Below are 16,464 nucleotides of genomic sequence, written 5' to 3' on the forward strand. Positions count from 1 at the left end.
GTCCGGTCACGTCGGTCAACAGGCCTCAAGCAGTTCCTACCACTGCGCCGCGGCGTAGCGAGTGCGTCCTGCCGTGACCGCCCGGCGATTCACCCAATGTCGTTCCGACGGCCCAGTCCATCTCGTTGGAGCGCGCGTCTCACCGAAGGCCGGCGTGTTCTCGTCGACCACTGCCCCGGCGCCAGTTCTCCAGCCGGAGTCGGAGCGTGGTCGTGCCCATCACGAGGAAGCCGCGCATCTTCGATGTGGCGGCAGCTGTGCTGCCAGCCGTCCAGAGACAGCCAGTCGGCCTGCCCCTCCCGGGCCCGGCTTGGGCCATCACTTCTCGCTGGCAGGGAGCGACTTCCTCGCCCGCACCCTGCGGGTGCCGGTCGCCGGGGGTGCATAGCGGCTAGTAGCCGGTGCCGCGCTTGACCTGGGTCCGCTCGTTGCCGTGGACCGCGCCCTTGTCGTCCAGCGTGCGGCACGCGTCGGCGATGTCCTGGCTCAGACGGTCGATCTGCTCGCGGCTCATGGTCTCCTTGACCAAGGCGCGCATGATCTTCACCCGCTCCGCGTTGGGCGGGAGCGTGTACGCCGGCACCATCCAGCCCCGCTCGGCCGAGAGTTGCCAGGCGATGTCGGACTCGTCGTAGGCGTGCTCGCCGGCGAGGCGGAAGGCGACCAGCGGCAGTTGTTCGAGGTCGCTCCCGATCACTTCGAAGCGGCCGCTGTCGCGCAGGTTGTCCGCCAGGGCGCGGGCGTTCTGCTGCATCATCTTCATGACGTAGGTGTAGCCCTGACGGCCCAGCCGTACGAAGTTGTAGTACTGCGCGAGCACCATCGACGCGCCGGTGGAGAAGTTCAGCGTGAACGTCGCGTCGGTCTTGCCCAGGTAGTTCTCGTAGAACACGAGGTCCTTGGCCAGGTCGGACTCCTCGCGGAAGACCAGCCATCCGATGCCGGGGTAGACCAGGCCGTACTTGTGTCCCGAGACGTTGATGGACCGGACCTGCTCCAGCCGGAAGTCCCATTTCGAGTCCGGATAGAGGAAGGGCCACACGAACGCGCCGCTGGCGCCGTCGACGTGGATCGGGATGTCGAGGTCCCGCTTCTTGCGGACGTCCCGCAGGAGCTTGTCGATCCCGACGACGTCGTCCTTGTGGCCGGTGAACGTGGTGCCCAGGACGGCGACGACACCGATCGTGTTCTCGTCGAGGTGGGGCTCCACGTCCTCCGGGCCGATCGTGTACTTGCCCTCGGCGAGCGGCACGATCCGCGGCTCGACGTCGAAGTACCGGCAGAACTTCTCCCATACGACGTGGACGTCTCCCCCGAAGATCAGGTTGGGCCGGTCGGTGGACAGGCCGGCCGCCTGACGGCGCTCGCGCCACTTCCACTTCAGCGACAGCGCGCCGAGCATGATCGCCTCGGACGATCCCTGCGTCCGGCATCCGGCCGTCGGGCCCGGCGCGTGGAAGAGGTCGGCGAGCATGCGCACGCAGCGCTGCTCGATCTCGGCGGAGATGGGGTACTCCGCGTGGTCGATGAAGTTGCGGTGGAGGTTCTCGGCGATCAGCCGCTGCGCCTCCGGCTCCATCCATGTGGTGACGAACGTGGCGAGGTTGCGCTGCGGGTCGCCTTCCATGGCGAGATCCACGTCCACGAGCCTCATCGCATCCGTCGCGGCCATGCCCTCCTCGGGGAAGTGGTCCGCGGGGGCGGGCACGGTCAGGAACCGGTTACCGAAAAGAGCCTCATCGTCACTCTTGGCCATATGGCGATCCAATCTCTTCCCGAGTGGGAGCCGTGCTCAGGACCTCGGGGCGGGCCTGGGATACACGACAACGGCGTACCTTGAGGAGTTCTGGACACGATCACTCTCGTGCCCACGTCCGGATCTACGGGCCAACGTGCAATGCGACCGACTGTCCGCGCCTCTTCACGGCAGGACCTGTACCGGCTCGTGTGCTTTCCCCGCTCGCCGGGGCGTGCCGGCACAGTGCTGTCTGCTATGTCTTTGCCTCGTCAGGCTGCGCTGTCGACCACTTGAGCTCGATCTCCAGCTCGATCTGCTCGTCTCCCATCTCCACCTCGACTTCGCTCTGCAGCTCGTCGGGGATGTGCACGCTCAGTTTGCCGGGGCCGAGCTGTAGTTCGGCGCGGCCGCCATGGCGCAGGGCGGCCGAGAGTGCCGCGAGCTGATCGGCGGCTTCAAGGCGTGACAGTGACCGCTTGTGCTCGAATTCGAGGTCCTTCACGGATGCCTCCGATCCAGTAGATAAGCCTCATACCAGATCATTGTGAGGCCATGCGTCGCGGACGGCACACTCACGCTGCGCAATCCTCGGACCCAGCCCAGGAAGCACAGCAAAGGCGGAAGAGCGCAGCTGTCGGCAGGACGCCGGTGCAGCAGCGGCGTCACGACTTGCTCGTCCGTTCGTGGCGAAGGGCCACCCGGCGCCAGACCGCCCGCTGGCAGCGGAGCGTGGCGGTACCGACGACGATCAGCACGACGATGTTGACCAGCAACTGAACGAACGAGCCCCAGGCCTCGCTCCCACTGCCGAAGGCGGCGGAGACCGCGATGTCGGCGGCGGCCGGAATGGTCGTGACGGAGATGAACACACCCAGCAGCGCGCTGGTCTTGGCTTCGGTGAGCGAGACCACGCCGACGATCCCGGCCAGGCCTGCGACGGCGAACGAGAAGAAGTTGGGTGTGTCAATCAGGTTGGAAACCGGCCGGAAGCCCAGGCTGAACGCTTTCGACTCGAAGTCGCACGCGCGGATCAGCAGGGCGAAGAGGTAGGTGACGACGATGGCCAAAAGGAAGCCCACGAGCAGCGCGCGCAGTCCCTGGCGGATGCGTGGCCCGTTGTGCCGGTCGATGCCGAGCGCGATGCTGACGATCGCCCCGTACTCGGGACCGACCACCATGGCCGCGACGATCAGGATCTGTGAGTTGGTGACGATCCCGACCGCACCGAGGAGACCGGCGATGACGAGGTAGAGGTAGAAGCTCGGCGCGTACGACCCCTGGGCTCGGATCCTTGCCTCGACCTGATCCCAGACGGGTGCGTGGGTGAGTGGCCCGAGTTCCTGTGCGGCCGCGGTGCCCCCGCCGACGAAGGCCATGTCCACCGGCTCGATGACGATGGAGCCCCGGCTGTCCAGGTGCAGAGCACGCAGGGCCCGCAGGACGTCGTTCGCGGCGCCGGTCAGCACGTCGCAGACGATGCCGTCGCCGTCCGGGTTGTGCGCGGCAGCGCGCTGCACGATCAGGTTCAGGACCGAGGGGTCGCCGGAGAGGAAGTCGACGACCTGGTGGGTGAGGTCCGGCGGGCTCACCGCGCGGACATGGATCATGTCCAATCCTGAACCTCCACGAGCTCCGGTGTCACGGCGCGCTGCCGGTCTGTGCAGGATCCCTCACGCGGACCGGTCATCCACGGCAACGCCGCGCGCTACGTCGCCGACCGTCCGCGGTTTCCGAGAAGACTCGTTCGGTTGGCCTCACACAACAGGCGTGTCCAGTGCACCTGGCCGATAGTGAATCCCAAGGACTTCTCTGACCTGGGGATACTCATGGATCGCTATGCGCCCATCGCCGAGCACGGCCTCATAGGCGACCTGCAGACCGCCGCGCTGGTGACCTCGCGGGGCGTCGTCGACTGGTTCGCGGCGCCCCGTTTCGACTCTCCGAGCATCTTCGCCGCGCTGCTCGACCATGATCGCGGCGGCTACTTCCGGATCGCCTCGGCGGATCCGGAGGCCAGCTGCAAGCAGCTGTACTACCCGGACACCGCCGTCCTCGTCACCCGCTTCATGTCCCCCGACGGCGTGGGCGAGGTGATCGACTGGATGCCGCCGAACACCAGCCGCACCCCGACCGACCGGCACACCTTGATCCGAGCTGTGCGCGCGGTGCGCGGCACCGTGCGCTTCGACATGGAGTGCCGCCCGCGCTTCGACTACGGCCGGGCCACGCACGACCTCGACGTGCGCCCCGAGGGCGCGGTCTTCCGGGCGCCGGGTACCTGTGCGTACCTCCAGAGCACCTTCCCGACGGAGCGTGACGGCGACGACATGCGGGGCTCCGTGACGCTGAACGTCGGCGAAATGGCGGCGGTCGTCCTGACCGTCTGCGACGCCGACGGACAGGCCCCGCCGCCTCCCACCGTCGACGGGATCACCCAAGGACTCTGGGATGCCGCCGACTTCTGGCAGAAATGGGTGCGTGGCTCCAACTACCGCGGCCGCTGGCCGGACATGGTCAACCGTTCCGCCATCACCCTCAAACTGCTCACCTACGCCCCCACCGGCGCGCCCGTCGCCGCGGCCACCATGGGCCTGCCCGAACAGGTCGGCGGCGAACGGAACTGGGACTACCGCTACACCTGGGTCCGCGACGGTTCGCTGTCCGTACGCGCTCTGCTCGACCTGGGTTTCGTCGAGGAGGCCACCGACTTCACCCACTGGCTGGGAGACCGGCTGCGCGAGTCCGCGGGCAAGGACGGCGAACCGCTGCAGATCATGTACCGGGTCGACGGACAACCCATCCTGAGCGAAGAGATCCTCGGCCACCTGGAGGGCTACCGCGGGTCCGCACCCGTACGCCTGGGGAACGCGGCCGCCGACCAACTGCAGCTCGACATCTACGGCGAAGCCCTCTACGCGCTGTCAGAGGGCCGCGAGATCGCCCGCCAGGCCGGCTACCGCGGCTGGAAGGTGCTCTCCCGGACGCTGGACTGGCTGGCCGACTCCTGGGACCGTCCCGACGAGGGCATCTGGGAGACCCGCGGCGGCCGCCAGGACTTCACCTACAGCCGGGTCATGTGCTGGGCCGCCTTCGACCGCGGCCTCCAACTGGCTGCCGAGTTCAGACGGCCGGCCGACACCGAGCGCTGGACGAAGGCCCGCGACGCCATCCTGCTGCAGGTCATGGAACAGGGCTGGAGCGAGAAGGCCCAGGCGTACGTCCAGCACTACGGCGATGACGCCGTCCTGGACGCCTCGCTGCTGCTGATGCCCCGGGTCGGATTCATCGCCGCGCAGGATCCGTCCTGGCTGTCCACCCTGGACGCGATGGACCGCACTCTGGTGTCCGACAGCCTGGTCTACCGGTACGACCCGGCCGCCTCGCCCGACGGACTGCGCGGCTCCGAGGGCACCTTCAGCCTCTGTACCTTCCTCTACGTCGACGCACTCGCGCGGGCCGGCCGGTTGCGGCCCGCCCGGTACACGTTCGAGAAGATGCACACCTACGCCAACCACGTCGGCCTCTTCGCCGAGGAGGTCGGCCCCAGCGGTGAGCAACTCGGCAACTTCCCGCAGGCGTTCACCCACCTGTCGCTCATCATGGCCGCGAGCACCCTGGACGAGGCCCTCGACCAGCAGCGTGGCTGACCGGCCCCAGGAGCGATGTTCATGCCCGCACACCATCAGCGGCATCCTCGACCGCGCCAGAGCCAGGACGATTTCAAGGAGCTCTACGGGCGCCTTGTGCACCTGGGGACGGGCGACGCCCGGGGTGCACTGGCCGGCATCACACCGGAGCGCGTCGTCGCTGCGGCGCGCGAGGTCCGCCTGGGCCGGACGGTGACGATGGCGGCGCCCGTCGAAACCCGCGCCACCCCCGACAACCCGCACCCCGCCGCCCACAGGCTGACCGGGCCGCCCGAGGACGAGGAGCACGCCCACGGGCTGCACTTCGCCACCGACCACTTCGGCATGAACGTGCACGGCGACGCCGACAGCCATCTCGACGCGCTCTGCCATGTGGTCTACGACGGCACCCTGCACGGCGGGGTCCCCGCGTCCACCGTCACCGCGGAGGGCGCCACGGCACTCTCCGTCGAGCTGGTCCACGACGGCATCGTCGGCCGGGGTGTCCTGCTGGACGTCCCGCGGCTGCGCGGTGTCCCCTGGCTCGAACCCGGTGACCATGTCACCGCCGACGACCTGCGGGCCTGCGAGCGGGACCAGGGCGTCCGGGTCGGTGAGGGCGACCTGCTGTTCGTCCGGGTCGGTCATCGCCGCCGGCGGACGGTGAGCGGCCCCTGGGACGCCGCGCGCACCCGCGCCGGGCTGCACCCGGCCGCGATGGAGTTCCTCGCCGAGCGCCGGGTGGCCGTCCTCGGCGGCGACGGCAACAACGACACCGCCCCGAGCGTCACCGACGGCGTGGACTTCCCCGTGCACGTGCTGGGCATCCACGCGCTCGGGCTCCACCTCCTCGACTACCTCCAGTTCGAGGACCTGGTGCCCCTGTGCGAGCAGGAGGGCCGCTGGTCGTTCCTCTGCGTCATCGCGCCCCTGCGTCTACCCGAGGCCACCGGTTCCCCCGTGAACCCCATCGCGGTCCTCTGACCCCCGATCCATCAACCCGGCAGCGACCTTGCCCCGACGACACCGAGGTGGCCGACATGGCCGACGACCAGCACTACGACGTCATCATCATCGGCACCGGAGCAGGCGGCGGCACCCTCGCCCACCGCCTCGCTCCCACCGGCAAACGCGTCCTCATTCTCGAACGTGGCGGATACCTGCCGCGCGAGCGGGACAACTGGGAGTCCACCGCGGTCTTCGTGAAGGGCAAATACCGCGCACCGGAATTCTGGTACGACAAACACGGTGAGCAGTTCCCGCCCGAGGTCAACTACTACGTCGGCGGCAACACCAAGTTCTACGGCGCCGCACTGTTCCGTCTGCGCCCCGAGGACTTCGGCGAGTTGCGCCACCACGGCGGCATCTCCCCGGCCTGGCCGATCCGTTACGAGGATCTGGAGCCGTATTACACGCAGGCCGAGCACCTCTATCTCGTGCACGGGCAGCACGGCGAGGATCCGGGCGAGGGGCCGGTCAGCGCCCAGTACGCCCATCCGCCCGTGCGGCATGAACCGCGGATCCAGCAGCTCAGCGACGACCTGGAGAAGCACGGCCTGCACCCCTTCCACCTGCCCATCGGCGTCAACCTCACGCAGGACGCCAACGGCGGTGCGACCCATGGCAGTGTGTGCATCCGCTGCAACCGGGTCGACGGATTCCCTTGCCTGGTGCAGGGCAAGGCCGACGCCCAGGTCATCTGCGTCGAGCCCGCGCTGGAGCACGACAACGTCCGGATGGTCACCGGCGCCAACGTCCGCAAGCTGGAGACCGACGACACCGGACGCGCGGTCACCGGCGTGGTCGCCGAGCTGGAGGACGGCTCCGAGGCACGCTTCCACGGCGACATCGTGGTGGTCGCCTGCGGAGCGGTGAACTCCGCCGCGCTGCTGCTGCGTTCGGCGAACGACCGGCACCCGAACGGCCTGGCCAACAGTTCCGACACGGTCGGCCGCCACTACATGCGGCACAACAACCTGGCCCTGATGGCGGTTTCGAAGGAGCCGAACGACACGCAGTTCCAGAAGACCCTCGCCCTGAACGACTGGTATCTGGGCGCGGACGACTGGGAGTTCCCGCTCGGCGGCATCCAGATGCTGGGCAAGTCGGACTCCGACCAGATCAAGGGCGAGGCGCCGCGGTGGGCCGGACTCGCCTCACCGGACATGCCGTTCGAGGTGCTCGCCCACCATGCCGTGGACTTCTGGCTGTGCGGCGAGGACCTCCCCCAGCCGGACAACCGCGTCACCCTGGACAGCAACGGCGACATCCACCTCGCCCTGGACGAGAAGAACAACATCGAAGGGCTGAAGCGGCTGCAGCACAAGCTGCGGGGCATGCTCGGCAAACTCGGCATGCACCCGCACCACCTGCTGCCGCACAGCCTCTACCTGCACAAAGGCATGCCGATCGGCGCCACCGCCCACCAGGCCGGCACCGTCCGGTTCGGCACCGACCCGCAGACCTCCGCGCTCGACATGAACTGCAAGGCCCACGACCTCGACAACCTCTACGTCGTCGACACCAGCTTCTTCCCGAGCATCGGCGCCGTGAACCCGTCCCTCACCGCCATCGCCAACGCCCTGCGCGTCGGCGACCACATCACCGAACGGATTCGCTGAAAATCGGCACGACCACCTCCGGTCGATCGCCGGAGCGCACCACACGGGGCCGCCGCCTGCCCGTGCGTGGCCACGCACGGGCAGGCGGCCCCACAGGCGACTACGGCGAGGACTTGGCCGGAGGTGTCAGCAGGATGGCGATGTCACCCGCGGCCGGCGTCGGCAGGCTGCTCTCCGTGGCGGCGACGAGCTGTCCGTCCGGGCGGACCAGGAACAGCATGGCGTACCCGGCCGGGATGCCCCCGTCGACCGGGTAGGTGACGATGTGGGCGCCGTCCGCGTACCGGTGGGCCAGTTCGGGCCGGTGCAGACCGTCCCCGAAGAGCGGCTCGCTCCCTGTGTACGGGGCCACCACGCCGTGGCTGCGCGTGGGCGGCGCGAGCCGGTGGACGGGCCCCTCCACCGTCTCTTTGAGTGTCATGAACGCCAGAGCGTTGAAGTCGTCCTCGTCGGTGAGCAGCAGGACGTCCGTGATGCCTTCCAGTTCGGCCCTGGCGCCGGTGGCGGCGGCGAGGAGTCCGCCGGGGGCCAGGTCGAGACCGGCGTCCGTGATGGTCCGGCGCTGGCGGTCGAGGCCGGCCCACATGAGCACGTCCAGGCCCGCCGAGCGCAGGGCCCGCCCCAGTTCGACCACCCACGGGTCGCCGCCGACGAGCAGTGGCCTCGACCGGGCGGAGCGGCGGACGTCGAGCCACCGTGCCACCGGAAGCGCTGTCAGGCCGTACACCATGACAGTGGCGACGATCACCACGAAGGTGGCCGGCAGGATCTTCTGCGCGCCGTCGACACCGGCCTGGACGAGGGAGACCGAGAAGGTGGAGGCGGTGGCCGCGGCGACGATGCCGCGGGGGGCCATCCATCCGATGAACCAGCGTTCCGGGTACGGGACGTCGGTGCGGGCGGTGGAGAGCAGCGCCACCAGGGGTCTGACCACCAGGACGAGGGCGGCGACGAGGCCGAGGGTCGGCAGCGCCACGTGGTGCAGGGACTGCGGGGTGACGGTGGCCGAGATCGAGATGAACAGCAGGCCGATGATCAGCGAGACCAGCGTCTCGAAGAAGGGCCGGCGGGCGGGGATGTGCAGCCCGGGCAGGTTGGCCACCGCCATTCCCATGACGACGGCGGCGATGAGGCCCGTGTCGTCCCGGAAGGCGTCGCAGACCGCTGCCACCGCCACCACGGCGGCGAGCTGCACCGTCGTGCCGAGTACCTCGTCGAGTGTGAGGTGACGCAGCACCAGCCAGAGCAGAGCCGCTCCGGCCGCTCCGCCGGCCAGCCCGATCACGGCGCTGCCACTGAACTTGCCGAGCTGGCTGCCGACGCCGTGCTGTCCGACGGCCAGGACACCGTGGAAGATGAACGCCCCGAGGATGCCGCCGAGGGGGTCGATCAGGGAGCCTTCCCAGACGAGGACGCGCTGCAGCCGTTCGGTCGGCCGGACGAAGTTGAGCAGTGGCCCAACGACGGTCGGGCCGCTGACGATGAGGATCGCGCCCAGCATCACGGCGGCTCGCAGCGACATGCCGATGATGGGGACGGCGAGCAGGGTCGCCGACACGCAGGTGACCAGGGCGCCTAGCCAGACCAGCCTGACCACGACCGTGCGGGTGTGGCCCTTCAGGTGGCGAAGGTCGAGTCCGAGTCCGGCGTCGTAGAGGATGACCGCGACGGCCAGCGATACCAGCGGGGAGAACGCGGGGCCGAGCAGTTTCTCGGGGTTGACGTCGTCGGTCAGCACGCCTGCGACGAATCCGGCCGGCAGCAGGAGAAGGATCGCGGGGACGCGCAGGAGGCTCGCGACCAGCTGTGAGCCGACGGCGAGGGCCACGATCAGGCCGATGCCGAGCAGAATCTGGGTCTCTGTCATGTCATCCCCTCCGTGTGTGCCGTCCTGCCCCACGAGTCGGCGGATGCTCGTGCAGAGCCGGGTACCGCCCGCCGCCGTGGGCGATCAGTCCCGCGCCGACGGCGAGTTCGAAGGCCGGCGCCACGGTGGAGGATCCGCTGCCGTGCGTGGGCGGGGCTCCCGGCCGTCGCGGGCACCGTGGCGCGGACCAGGACCGTCGTCATCGTCGGCCGCTGTCCCCGCTCATTCGGCACCGTCCTCTTCGGGGACGGACTGCAGAACGCCGTGGGTGTCGAGGCGGTACAGCACGACCAGGGCGGGGCCGATGAACACGAGGGCGACGACCGCGACGATGATCATCCACTGCATCGTCGCGCTCGCCCCCGCGCCCTGCTGGACGGTCAGCGAGGTGGGCACCAGGTAGGGCCGTTGGGCGAACCCCCAGGCGGCCACCAGCAGCGCCACCACGGCCACCGAGCTGTACCGTGCCCAGCCGGCGGCCGGGCCGGCGACCAGCCAGGCCGTGACCGCCAGGGCCACCGCAGCGGCGATGACGAGAGCGAGCCCGACGCCGTGGGTGAGCCCGTGGTGAACATAGCTCGCGTGCGAGTCGGTCACCGTCAGCCCGATCACTCCGAGGATCAGCAGTGCGGCGGCGGCGATCCAGGAGCGCAGCCGGAAGTAGCCGACGAGGTCGTGGGCCTCGAAGCGGCGGGCGTCCGCGGTGAGGAACACCGCGCCGAGGAAGGCGGTGGCGGCGACGGTGATCAGGCCCGCCATGACCGAGGTGGTGTGGGCCCAGACGTCCGTCGAGGCGGTGGTGCCCGGTGCGGCATGTCCGGAGGCCACCGCGCCGATGACCGCGCCCAGGAAGAACGGGGTGAGCAGTGACGAGACGGCGAACATGGCGCCGTAGATGCGGCGTTCGGCGAGGCGGTGGGTGGGTTTGCGCAGCGCGAAGCCGGCGCCGCGCAGGACCATGCCGACGGCCGCCAGCGCGAGCGGGAGCCACAGGGCGGTGAACACGGTCTGGAAGAAGACCGGGAAGCCCGTCCACATGAGGACCACGATGAAGATCAGCCAGACGTTGTTGACCTCCCAGACCGGCGCCATGGCGTGGTCGATGAGCCAGCGGGGGCGTCTGCCGCGATCGGCGCCGCCGGCCAGCAGGTCCCAGAACCCGGCGCCGTAGTCGACGCCGCCGCCGCAGGCGTAGGCGGCGACCGCGAGGAGCAGGACCCAGGCGACGACGGTGGCGGTCACAGGTCGCTCCCGGGCGCTCGGTCACCGGAGACGGTGGAGGCGGCCGGCTCCGGGCGTGGGCCGTACGGTGTGTGCGACTCGGGGCCCTCGGCCGGCACTCCGGCGGAGTCGGCGAGGCGCCAGCGCGTACGCATCTTGAGCAGCACGGCGAGGAAGGACCCGAAGACGAGCACGTAGACCGTGACCATGATGCCGAACATCGTCCACAGCGCGCCGGCGCCCGTCGGGGTGACCGCTTCGGAGACGCGCATGTTCTGGTAGACGATCCAGGGCTGGCGGCCGACCTCGGTGGTGATCCAGCCGCACTCCACCGTGATCACACTGGCGACCCCGGCGACGGCGGCACAACGGAAGAACCAGCGGGACTTCGGCAGGTCACGACTCCGCCACCAGCACCAGGCGTACCAGAGGGCGAGCAGGATCAGGACACTGCCGATGAGCGCCATGATGTCGAACGCCCAGTGGACGATGGTGGCCTGGGTGGCGGTGGGCCGGTCGGAGGCGGGTACCGAGGAGAGGCCCGTCACCTGAGTGTCGGGACTGAACCCGGCCAGGATGGAGTCGAGTTGGGGGATCTTGAGCCCGCCCTTGATGCTGCCGTCCTCCTGGAGGCGCCCGAACATGTACTCGGGCACATGGGTGTCGGTCTTCCAGACCAGCTCGGCGGCGGCGAACTTGACCGGCTGCTTGTGGAAGATCTGCCGGGCGATGTTGTCGCCCAGTACGAACTGCACGGGAGTGAGGATCGCCGCGACGGTGAACGGCACGGTGAATCCCAGGCGGTGGTAGCGGTCACGGCGGCCGCGCAGCCACCCCACCGCGTACACGCCGGCCACCACGTAGCCCGCGGTCAGGAACATCGCCACCACGAAGTGCCAGTACTGCGGGCCGAACATCGGCGTGAAGATCGCCTGCCGGACGTCGACGTTCACGGGCTTCCCGCTCGCGTCGAGGGTGAAGCCCTGCGGGGTGTTCATCCAGGAGTTGGCGGCGATGATGCCGAACGCGCCCATCAGGGCCGCCAGTGGCAGCGGGACGGCGAGCCAGAAGTGCGTACGGGGCTTCAACCGGCGCCAGCCGTAGAGGTAGATGGCGATCAGGATCGCCTCCAGGAAGAACGCCCATGCCTCGACGCCGAATCCGAGGCCGAAGACGTCGCCCCAGCGGCCCATCATGCCGGGCCACAGCAGGCCGAACTCCAGCGAGAGCACGGTGCCGGTGACGATGCCGACGGCGAACTGGACGGCCATCACGGCCGACCAGCGACGGGCCAGCAGCATGGCGACCGGATCGTTCTTCCGAAGGCCCCGGTAGTGCATGACCAGCGTGATGAACGGCAGCGCGACGCCGAAGGGCACGAGCATGATGTGGGAGGCCAGGGTGAAGGCCATGAGTTCCCGGGCGGGCAGCAGTTGCGCGGGTGTGTTCGCCAAGAAGTGTGCGGCGGTGTTCATGCGGGCCTCGGTGGTTCGTGCCGGGTGACGGGGTCGGCCGGTGGACCGGACGGGGAGAGGACGGGCGCGGCGGCGGAATGCGGGACCGCTGCGGGGAAGGCGCGCTCGCGGCGCGATCCGGAGGCGAAGACCACCGCCCAGCTGAGCAGCGCGCCGACCCTGCTGCGGAACCCGGTGAGGAAGACGATGTGGATGAACAGCCAGATCAGCCAGCCGATCAGCCCCGAGGCGTGGAAGCGGCCCATCTTCACGACGGCCCGGCCCCGCGAGATGTAGGCCGCGCTGCCGAGGTCCAGATACCGGAACGGACGGGGCTTGCCAGTCCTTCCCTCGACGTCGTGGCGGATCCGTCGGCCGGCGTAGGCGCCGCTCTGCATCGCGACCTCTGCGAGTCCGGGCAGCTTGTCCAGGCTCATCAGGTCGCCGACCACCCGGATCTCCGGGTATCCGGTGACGGTGAGGTCGGGTTCGACCTTGATGCGTCCCGCCCGGTCCTGCTCGGCGCCGGTCGCCCGCGCGAGCGCCGTCGCCAGGGGCGGTGCCTCGACTCCGGCTGTCCACAGCACCGTGCGCGCCTCCACCCGGTCCGTGTCGCCGTTCTTGCGGCGCACCGTCAGGCCCCGGTCGTCGACCGCGGTGACGATCGAGTTCAGGTGGACCTCGACACCGAGGGTGTCCAGTGTGCGAGCGGCCTTGCGGGACAGTACCGGGCCGAAGGCGCCGAGTACGCCGTCCGAGCCGTCGAAGACCAGGACCCGCGCGCGGCCCGGATCGATGGCCGAGAACTCCCGATCGAGTGTGTGGCCGGCGATCTCCCGGATCTGCCCGGCCAGCTCGACCCCGGTGGGGCCGCCGCCCACCAGGGCGAAGGTGAGCCACTGCGCGCGCTCCTGCGGGTCCTCGCTCGCCTCGGCCATCTCGAAGGCCTGGTAGATCTTGGTCCGCACGGCCAGCGCGTCCGCCAGCGTCTTCATGCCGGGCGCGTGAGGTGCGAACTCGTCGTGTCCGAAGTACGACTGCCGTACTCCGATGCCCACGATGAGATCGTCGTAGGGCAGCTCCAGCCCGCCGCCGTCCGGCCGCTGCGCGTGGACGATCCGCCGGGCCACGTCCACGTCGGTGGCCGTGGCCTGTAGACACTGCACCTGAGGGTGGCGGCGCAGGACGGCCCGCAGCGGCTGGGCGATCTGCCCTTCGGAGAGGATGCCGGAGGCGCACTGGTACAGCAGCGGCTGGAACAGGTGGTGGGCACAGCGATCGACCAGGGTCACCGCGACCGGGGCGCTGCGCAGCGCCCGCACGGCGAACAGGCCGGCGAAGCCACCGCCGAGGATCACCACCCGGCGAGGGATCACGTGGTCTTCCACAGTGTGGTCAGCCTCCGGTGGCGAAGCCGGGGAAGAGGGTCATCCCGCCGTCGACGAACAGGGTCGTGCCCACCACGTAGTCCATGAGGTCGGAGGCCAGCACCGTCACCGCGCGGGCGATGTCCTCGGGATCACCGACCCGGCGGTAGGGGATCAGCCGCAGGAGATCCTGCTCTGCCTCGGGGGTCTCCCAGGCGCTGCGGTTGATCGGGGTCTTGATGGCACCCGGCGCGACCGCGTTGACCCGGACCCCGTGCGGGCCCAGTTCCTGTGCCAGCGTCTGCATGAGCATCAGGACACCGCCCTTGGACGCGGCGTAGTTCAGGTGACCGGACCACGGAATGATCTGGTGCACGGAACTCATGCAGACGATCTTCCCGGCGGAACGGGACACCTCCGGCACGACACCACGCCGCAGGAACTCCTTGGTCGCCTCCCTGGCACACAGGAACTGACCGGTGAGGTTCACGTCGATGACCTTGTGCCACTGCGCGAGGGTCATCTCCGTGACCGACGCGTCCCGTTGCAGGCCGGCGTTGGCCACCAGGATGTCGATCGTGCCGAACTCCTCCAGCATGCGCGCGAACATGCCGACGACCTGAGCCTCGTCGGACACGTCCGCCTCGTGGGCGAAGGCCCGCACACCGAAGCCCTGGATCTGCCGGACCACGTCCTCGGCGGCCTCCTGTCCGGCGACGTAGTTGACGACGACGTCGGCGCCCGCCCGGCCCAGAGCGACCGCCGTCGCCAGCCCGATACCGGAGTTCGCCCCGGTCACCAGAGCCTTCTGGCCCCGCAGCAACGGCAACGCCGCAAGCTGCCCACCCGTGTCCACGCCTGAGGTCACTGCCTTCTCCCATCGTCTGCCGAAACATCGGCACCAAGGGACAACACTCCTGGACCGTGAGCCCGCGCACGGGCTCACGGGCCGTCACACTCGACCATTCGGGCAGAAGTGCCCCTCCAACGGCCCAGCCGAGGCTTGCGCCCTGTCTCACATTCGGTGGTGACGGAGCATGCTGTTATCCGAGGAGGATGCGGTGCCGGAGCAGGGTGAAGCTTGCTCGTCCGTGCATCTGGCGCGCGATCCGTTTGGTCTTGGTGTTGACACCCTCGGTTGGGCCGTTGCTGTACGGAAGCGTGAGACCTGCGATCACGGCGTCGATGTCCCGGTCCAGGCCCCGGGTGAAGGTGTGCAGGTGTGCAGGTGGGGCAGATCGGCTGTTCGGACTTGGGTGATCCAGCGCGTGAGCGCATCGGGGTTGTCGGTGTGTGGCGCAAGGAGCGGGGCGAAGTCCCTGATGCCTGCGGCCAGTTAGGTCATCTCGGGGCAGGCGGCGGTGAGCTTGGCCAGGAGCTCGTGCTGCTCGGCCTTGAGGTTGGCGGGCCTGGTCAGCAGCATCCGGGCAAGTCGACGTGGCGAGATATGGCTGCGGTCGGCGTCCGCGCGGCCTTGGTTGATGTACTTGTGCAGAAGGTTCAGGCAGCCCGTGAAGCCGAGGACCTTGATCTCTTCGAAGAGGTGCAGGACGGGGACGCCGGGGTCTTCAGTTCGACGTTTGCGCAGGTGCTCGCGGTAGGGATCGACCAGGCTGGCACGGTACTTGGGGACGCGGAGCATGCGCTCGGGCCGGTCTGCTCGGGCGTATCGTTTGATGGTGTTCAGGGCCAGTTGCAGGCGGCGGGCGCATTCGAGCAGGCCCACGCCCTGGCCGAGCAGGCCATGGACCTGGTGCCAGCGTTCGAGGGTGGTCTGGGCACGGGGCCCGTCGTAGATCGGCGCGTCCAGTACGGTAGCCCAGCAGGCACTGTGTGCCTTCACCTCGCTCAGGGCGGCTTCGCACAGGTTCTTCCATAAATGCCAGCGATCACCGACTTGCACCGCGTCAGGCAGGGCAAGGCGGATGGCCTCGGCATAGGTCGCCGAGCCGTCACGGCACACGACCTCGATGCCCGGATGCTCGTACAACCACGCTTCCAGGGTGTCGGCCGTGCGGTCGGGCAGCATATCGATCCGTTCATGGGTCTCGGCGTCGATGATCACAGTGGCGTAGCGGTGGCGCCGACGCAGAGCGAAGTCGTCGACGCCGATCACACGGGGCACCCGCCCGGTGGGCAACGGCATCCTCAGCAGGGCGCGTAGGGCCGTGTGACGCGACAGGCTCACTGCCAGTATCACCAGTAAACGCGTCCCGGCCCGGCCCGCCAACTCCTTGACCACGGCCTCGACTTGCCTGGTCAGGCGGGTCGTACGCCGCTGGTATCAGTCCAGCACTCCGGGCACCTGTTCGCGGAAGGTGTTCAGGCAGCCACGGGTGGGACACACCAGACGCCGCACCCGCACACGGACCACCACCCGCCGGCCGTCGACCGGTACGTCGGCCACCGTCCGCCAGTGATAGCCGTGCACCCGCCCCGACGACGCCCCGCACACCGGACAGACCGCAGTGTCCTGCGGAGTCCGTGCCCGCACCACGACCCGCTCGCCCTCGTCGACCACATCCTCGATGACCAACGGGGACAGCCCTGAAAACACCATCTGTAATAGC

Annotated in this window: 11 protein-coding genes and 1 pseudogene; 3 read left to right on the plus strand and 9 right to left on the minus strand. The window is 69.2% G+C overall.

What is annotated here, in order from left to right; all coding sequences use genetic code 11:
• Window positions 1-391: 391 nt before the first annotated feature.
• From ACFYW8_RS33325 to ACFYW8_RS33335, 3 genes are all read right to left on the minus strand, one after another.
• Window positions 392-1,756, minus strand: a complete 1,365-nt coding sequence (locus ACFYW8_RS33325) for a glutamate decarboxylase (RefSeq protein ID WP_389086302.1) — start codon at window positions 1,754-1,756, stop codon at window positions 392-394.
• Window positions 1,757-1,991: 235 nt separating this feature from the next.
• Window positions 1,992-2,240, minus strand: coding sequence for an amphi-Trp domain-containing protein (locus ACFYW8_RS33330; protein WP_389086307.1), 249 nt, complete (start codon window positions 2,238-2,240; stop codon window positions 1,992-1,994).
• Between the two features lie 160 nt (window positions 2,241-2,400).
• Window positions 2,401-3,351: a DUF389 domain-containing protein gene (locus tag ACFYW8_RS33335; RefSeq protein WP_389086312.1), complete on the minus strand. Its 951-nt coding sequence runs from the start codon at window positions 3,349-3,351 to the stop codon at window positions 2,401-2,403.
• A gap of 213 nt (window positions 3,352-3,564) precedes the next feature.
• On the opposite strand from ACFYW8_RS33335, the gene ACFYW8_RS33340 reads away from it, so the two are divergent.
• Genes ACFYW8_RS33340 through ACFYW8_RS33350 form a run of 3 tightly spaced genes read left to right on the plus strand, consistent with a single transcriptional unit; the run spans window position 3,565 to window position 7,985 of the window.
• On the plus strand, window positions 3,565-5,385 hold the full coding sequence (locus ACFYW8_RS33340; RefSeq protein ID WP_389086316.1) for a glycoside hydrolase family 15 protein: 1,821 nt from the start codon (window positions 3,565-3,567) through the stop codon (window positions 5,383-5,385).
• Between the two features lie 21 nt (window positions 5,386-5,406).
• Entirely contained in the window at window positions 5,407-6,348 is a 942-nt protein-coding gene (locus tag ACFYW8_RS33345; RefSeq protein ID WP_389086321.1) for a cyclase family protein, read from the plus strand.
• A 56-nt stretch (window positions 6,349-6,404) separates the two neighbouring features.
• Window positions 6,405-7,985, plus strand: coding sequence for a GMC oxidoreductase (locus ACFYW8_RS33350; protein ID WP_389086325.1), 1,581 nt, complete (start codon window positions 6,405-6,407; stop codon window positions 7,983-7,985).
• A gap of 100 nt (window positions 7,986-8,085) precedes the next feature.
• On the opposite strand, the gene ACFYW8_RS33355 is transcribed toward ACFYW8_RS33350, so the two are convergent.
• From ACFYW8_RS33355 to ACFYW8_RS33380, 6 genes and pseudogenes are all read right to left on the minus strand, one after another.
• Window positions 8,086-9,852, minus strand: coding sequence for a cation:proton antiporter (locus tag ACFYW8_RS33355; protein ID WP_389086330.1), 1,767 nt, complete (start codon window positions 9,850-9,852; stop codon window positions 8,086-8,088).
• A 222-nt stretch (window positions 9,853-10,074) separates the two neighbouring features.
• Entirely contained in the window at window positions 10,075-11,094 is a 1,020-nt protein-coding gene (locus tag ACFYW8_RS33360; RefSeq protein WP_389086335.1) for a cytochrome d ubiquinol oxidase subunit II, read from the minus strand.
• Window positions 11,091-12,548 (minus strand): cytochrome ubiquinol oxidase subunit I, encoded by a 1,458-nt coding sequence (locus ACFYW8_RS33365; protein WP_389086340.1) that lies wholly within the window; start codon window positions 12,546-12,548, stop codon window positions 11,091-11,093. Before ACFYW8_RS33365 ends, ACFYW8_RS33360 begins: the two co-directional genes overlap by 4 nt.
• On the minus strand, window positions 12,545-13,903 hold the full coding sequence (locus tag ACFYW8_RS33370) for an NAD(P)/FAD-dependent oxidoreductase (RefSeq protein WP_389086344.1): 1,359 nt from the start codon (window positions 13,901-13,903) through the stop codon (window positions 12,545-12,547). The genes ACFYW8_RS33365 and ACFYW8_RS33370 overlap by 4 nt, the downstream gene beginning before the upstream one ends.
• A gap of 19 nt (window positions 13,904-13,922) precedes the next feature.
• Window positions 13,923-14,717: an SDR family oxidoreductase gene (locus tag ACFYW8_RS33375; RefSeq protein ID WP_389086789.1), complete on the minus strand. Its 795-nt coding sequence runs from the start codon at window positions 14,715-14,717 to the stop codon at window positions 13,923-13,925.
• 220 nt (window positions 14,718-14,937) lie between these two features.
• A pseudogene (locus ACFYW8_RS33380) lies at window positions 14,938-16,454 on the minus strand (ISL3 family transposase).
• Window positions 16,455-16,464: the final 10 nt, after the last annotated feature.

This window comes from Streptomyces sp. NPDC002742 (assembly GCF_042888885.1).
Classification (GTDB): Bacteria; Actinomycetota; Actinomycetes; order Streptomycetales; family Streptomycetaceae; genus Streptomyces.

Bases quoted from the DNA above. Each gene is read 5' to 3' on its own strand.
- ACFYW8_RS33325 (WP_389086302.1), bottom strand. From the start codon at position 1,756: ATGGCCAAGAGTGACGATGAGGCTCTTTTCGGTAACCGGTTCCTGACC.
- ACFYW8_RS33340 (WP_389086316.1), top strand. From the start codon at position 3,565: ATGGATCGCTATGCGCCCATCGCCGAGCACGGCCTCATAGGCGACCTG.
- ACFYW8_RS33345 (WP_389086321.1), top strand. From the start codon at position 5,407: ATGCCCGCACACCATCAGCGGCATCCTCGACCGCGCCAGAGCCAGGAC.
- ACFYW8_RS33350 (WP_389086325.1), top strand. From the start codon at position 6,405: ATGGCCGACGACCAGCACTACGACGTCATCATCATCGGCACCGGAGCA.
- ACFYW8_RS33355 (WP_389086330.1), bottom strand. From the start codon at position 9,852: ATGACAGAGACCCAGATTCTGCTCGGCATCGGCCTGATCGTGGCCCTC.
- ACFYW8_RS33365 (WP_389086340.1), bottom strand. From the start codon at position 12,548: ATGAACACCGCCGCACACTTCTTGGCGAACACACCCGCGCAACTGCTG.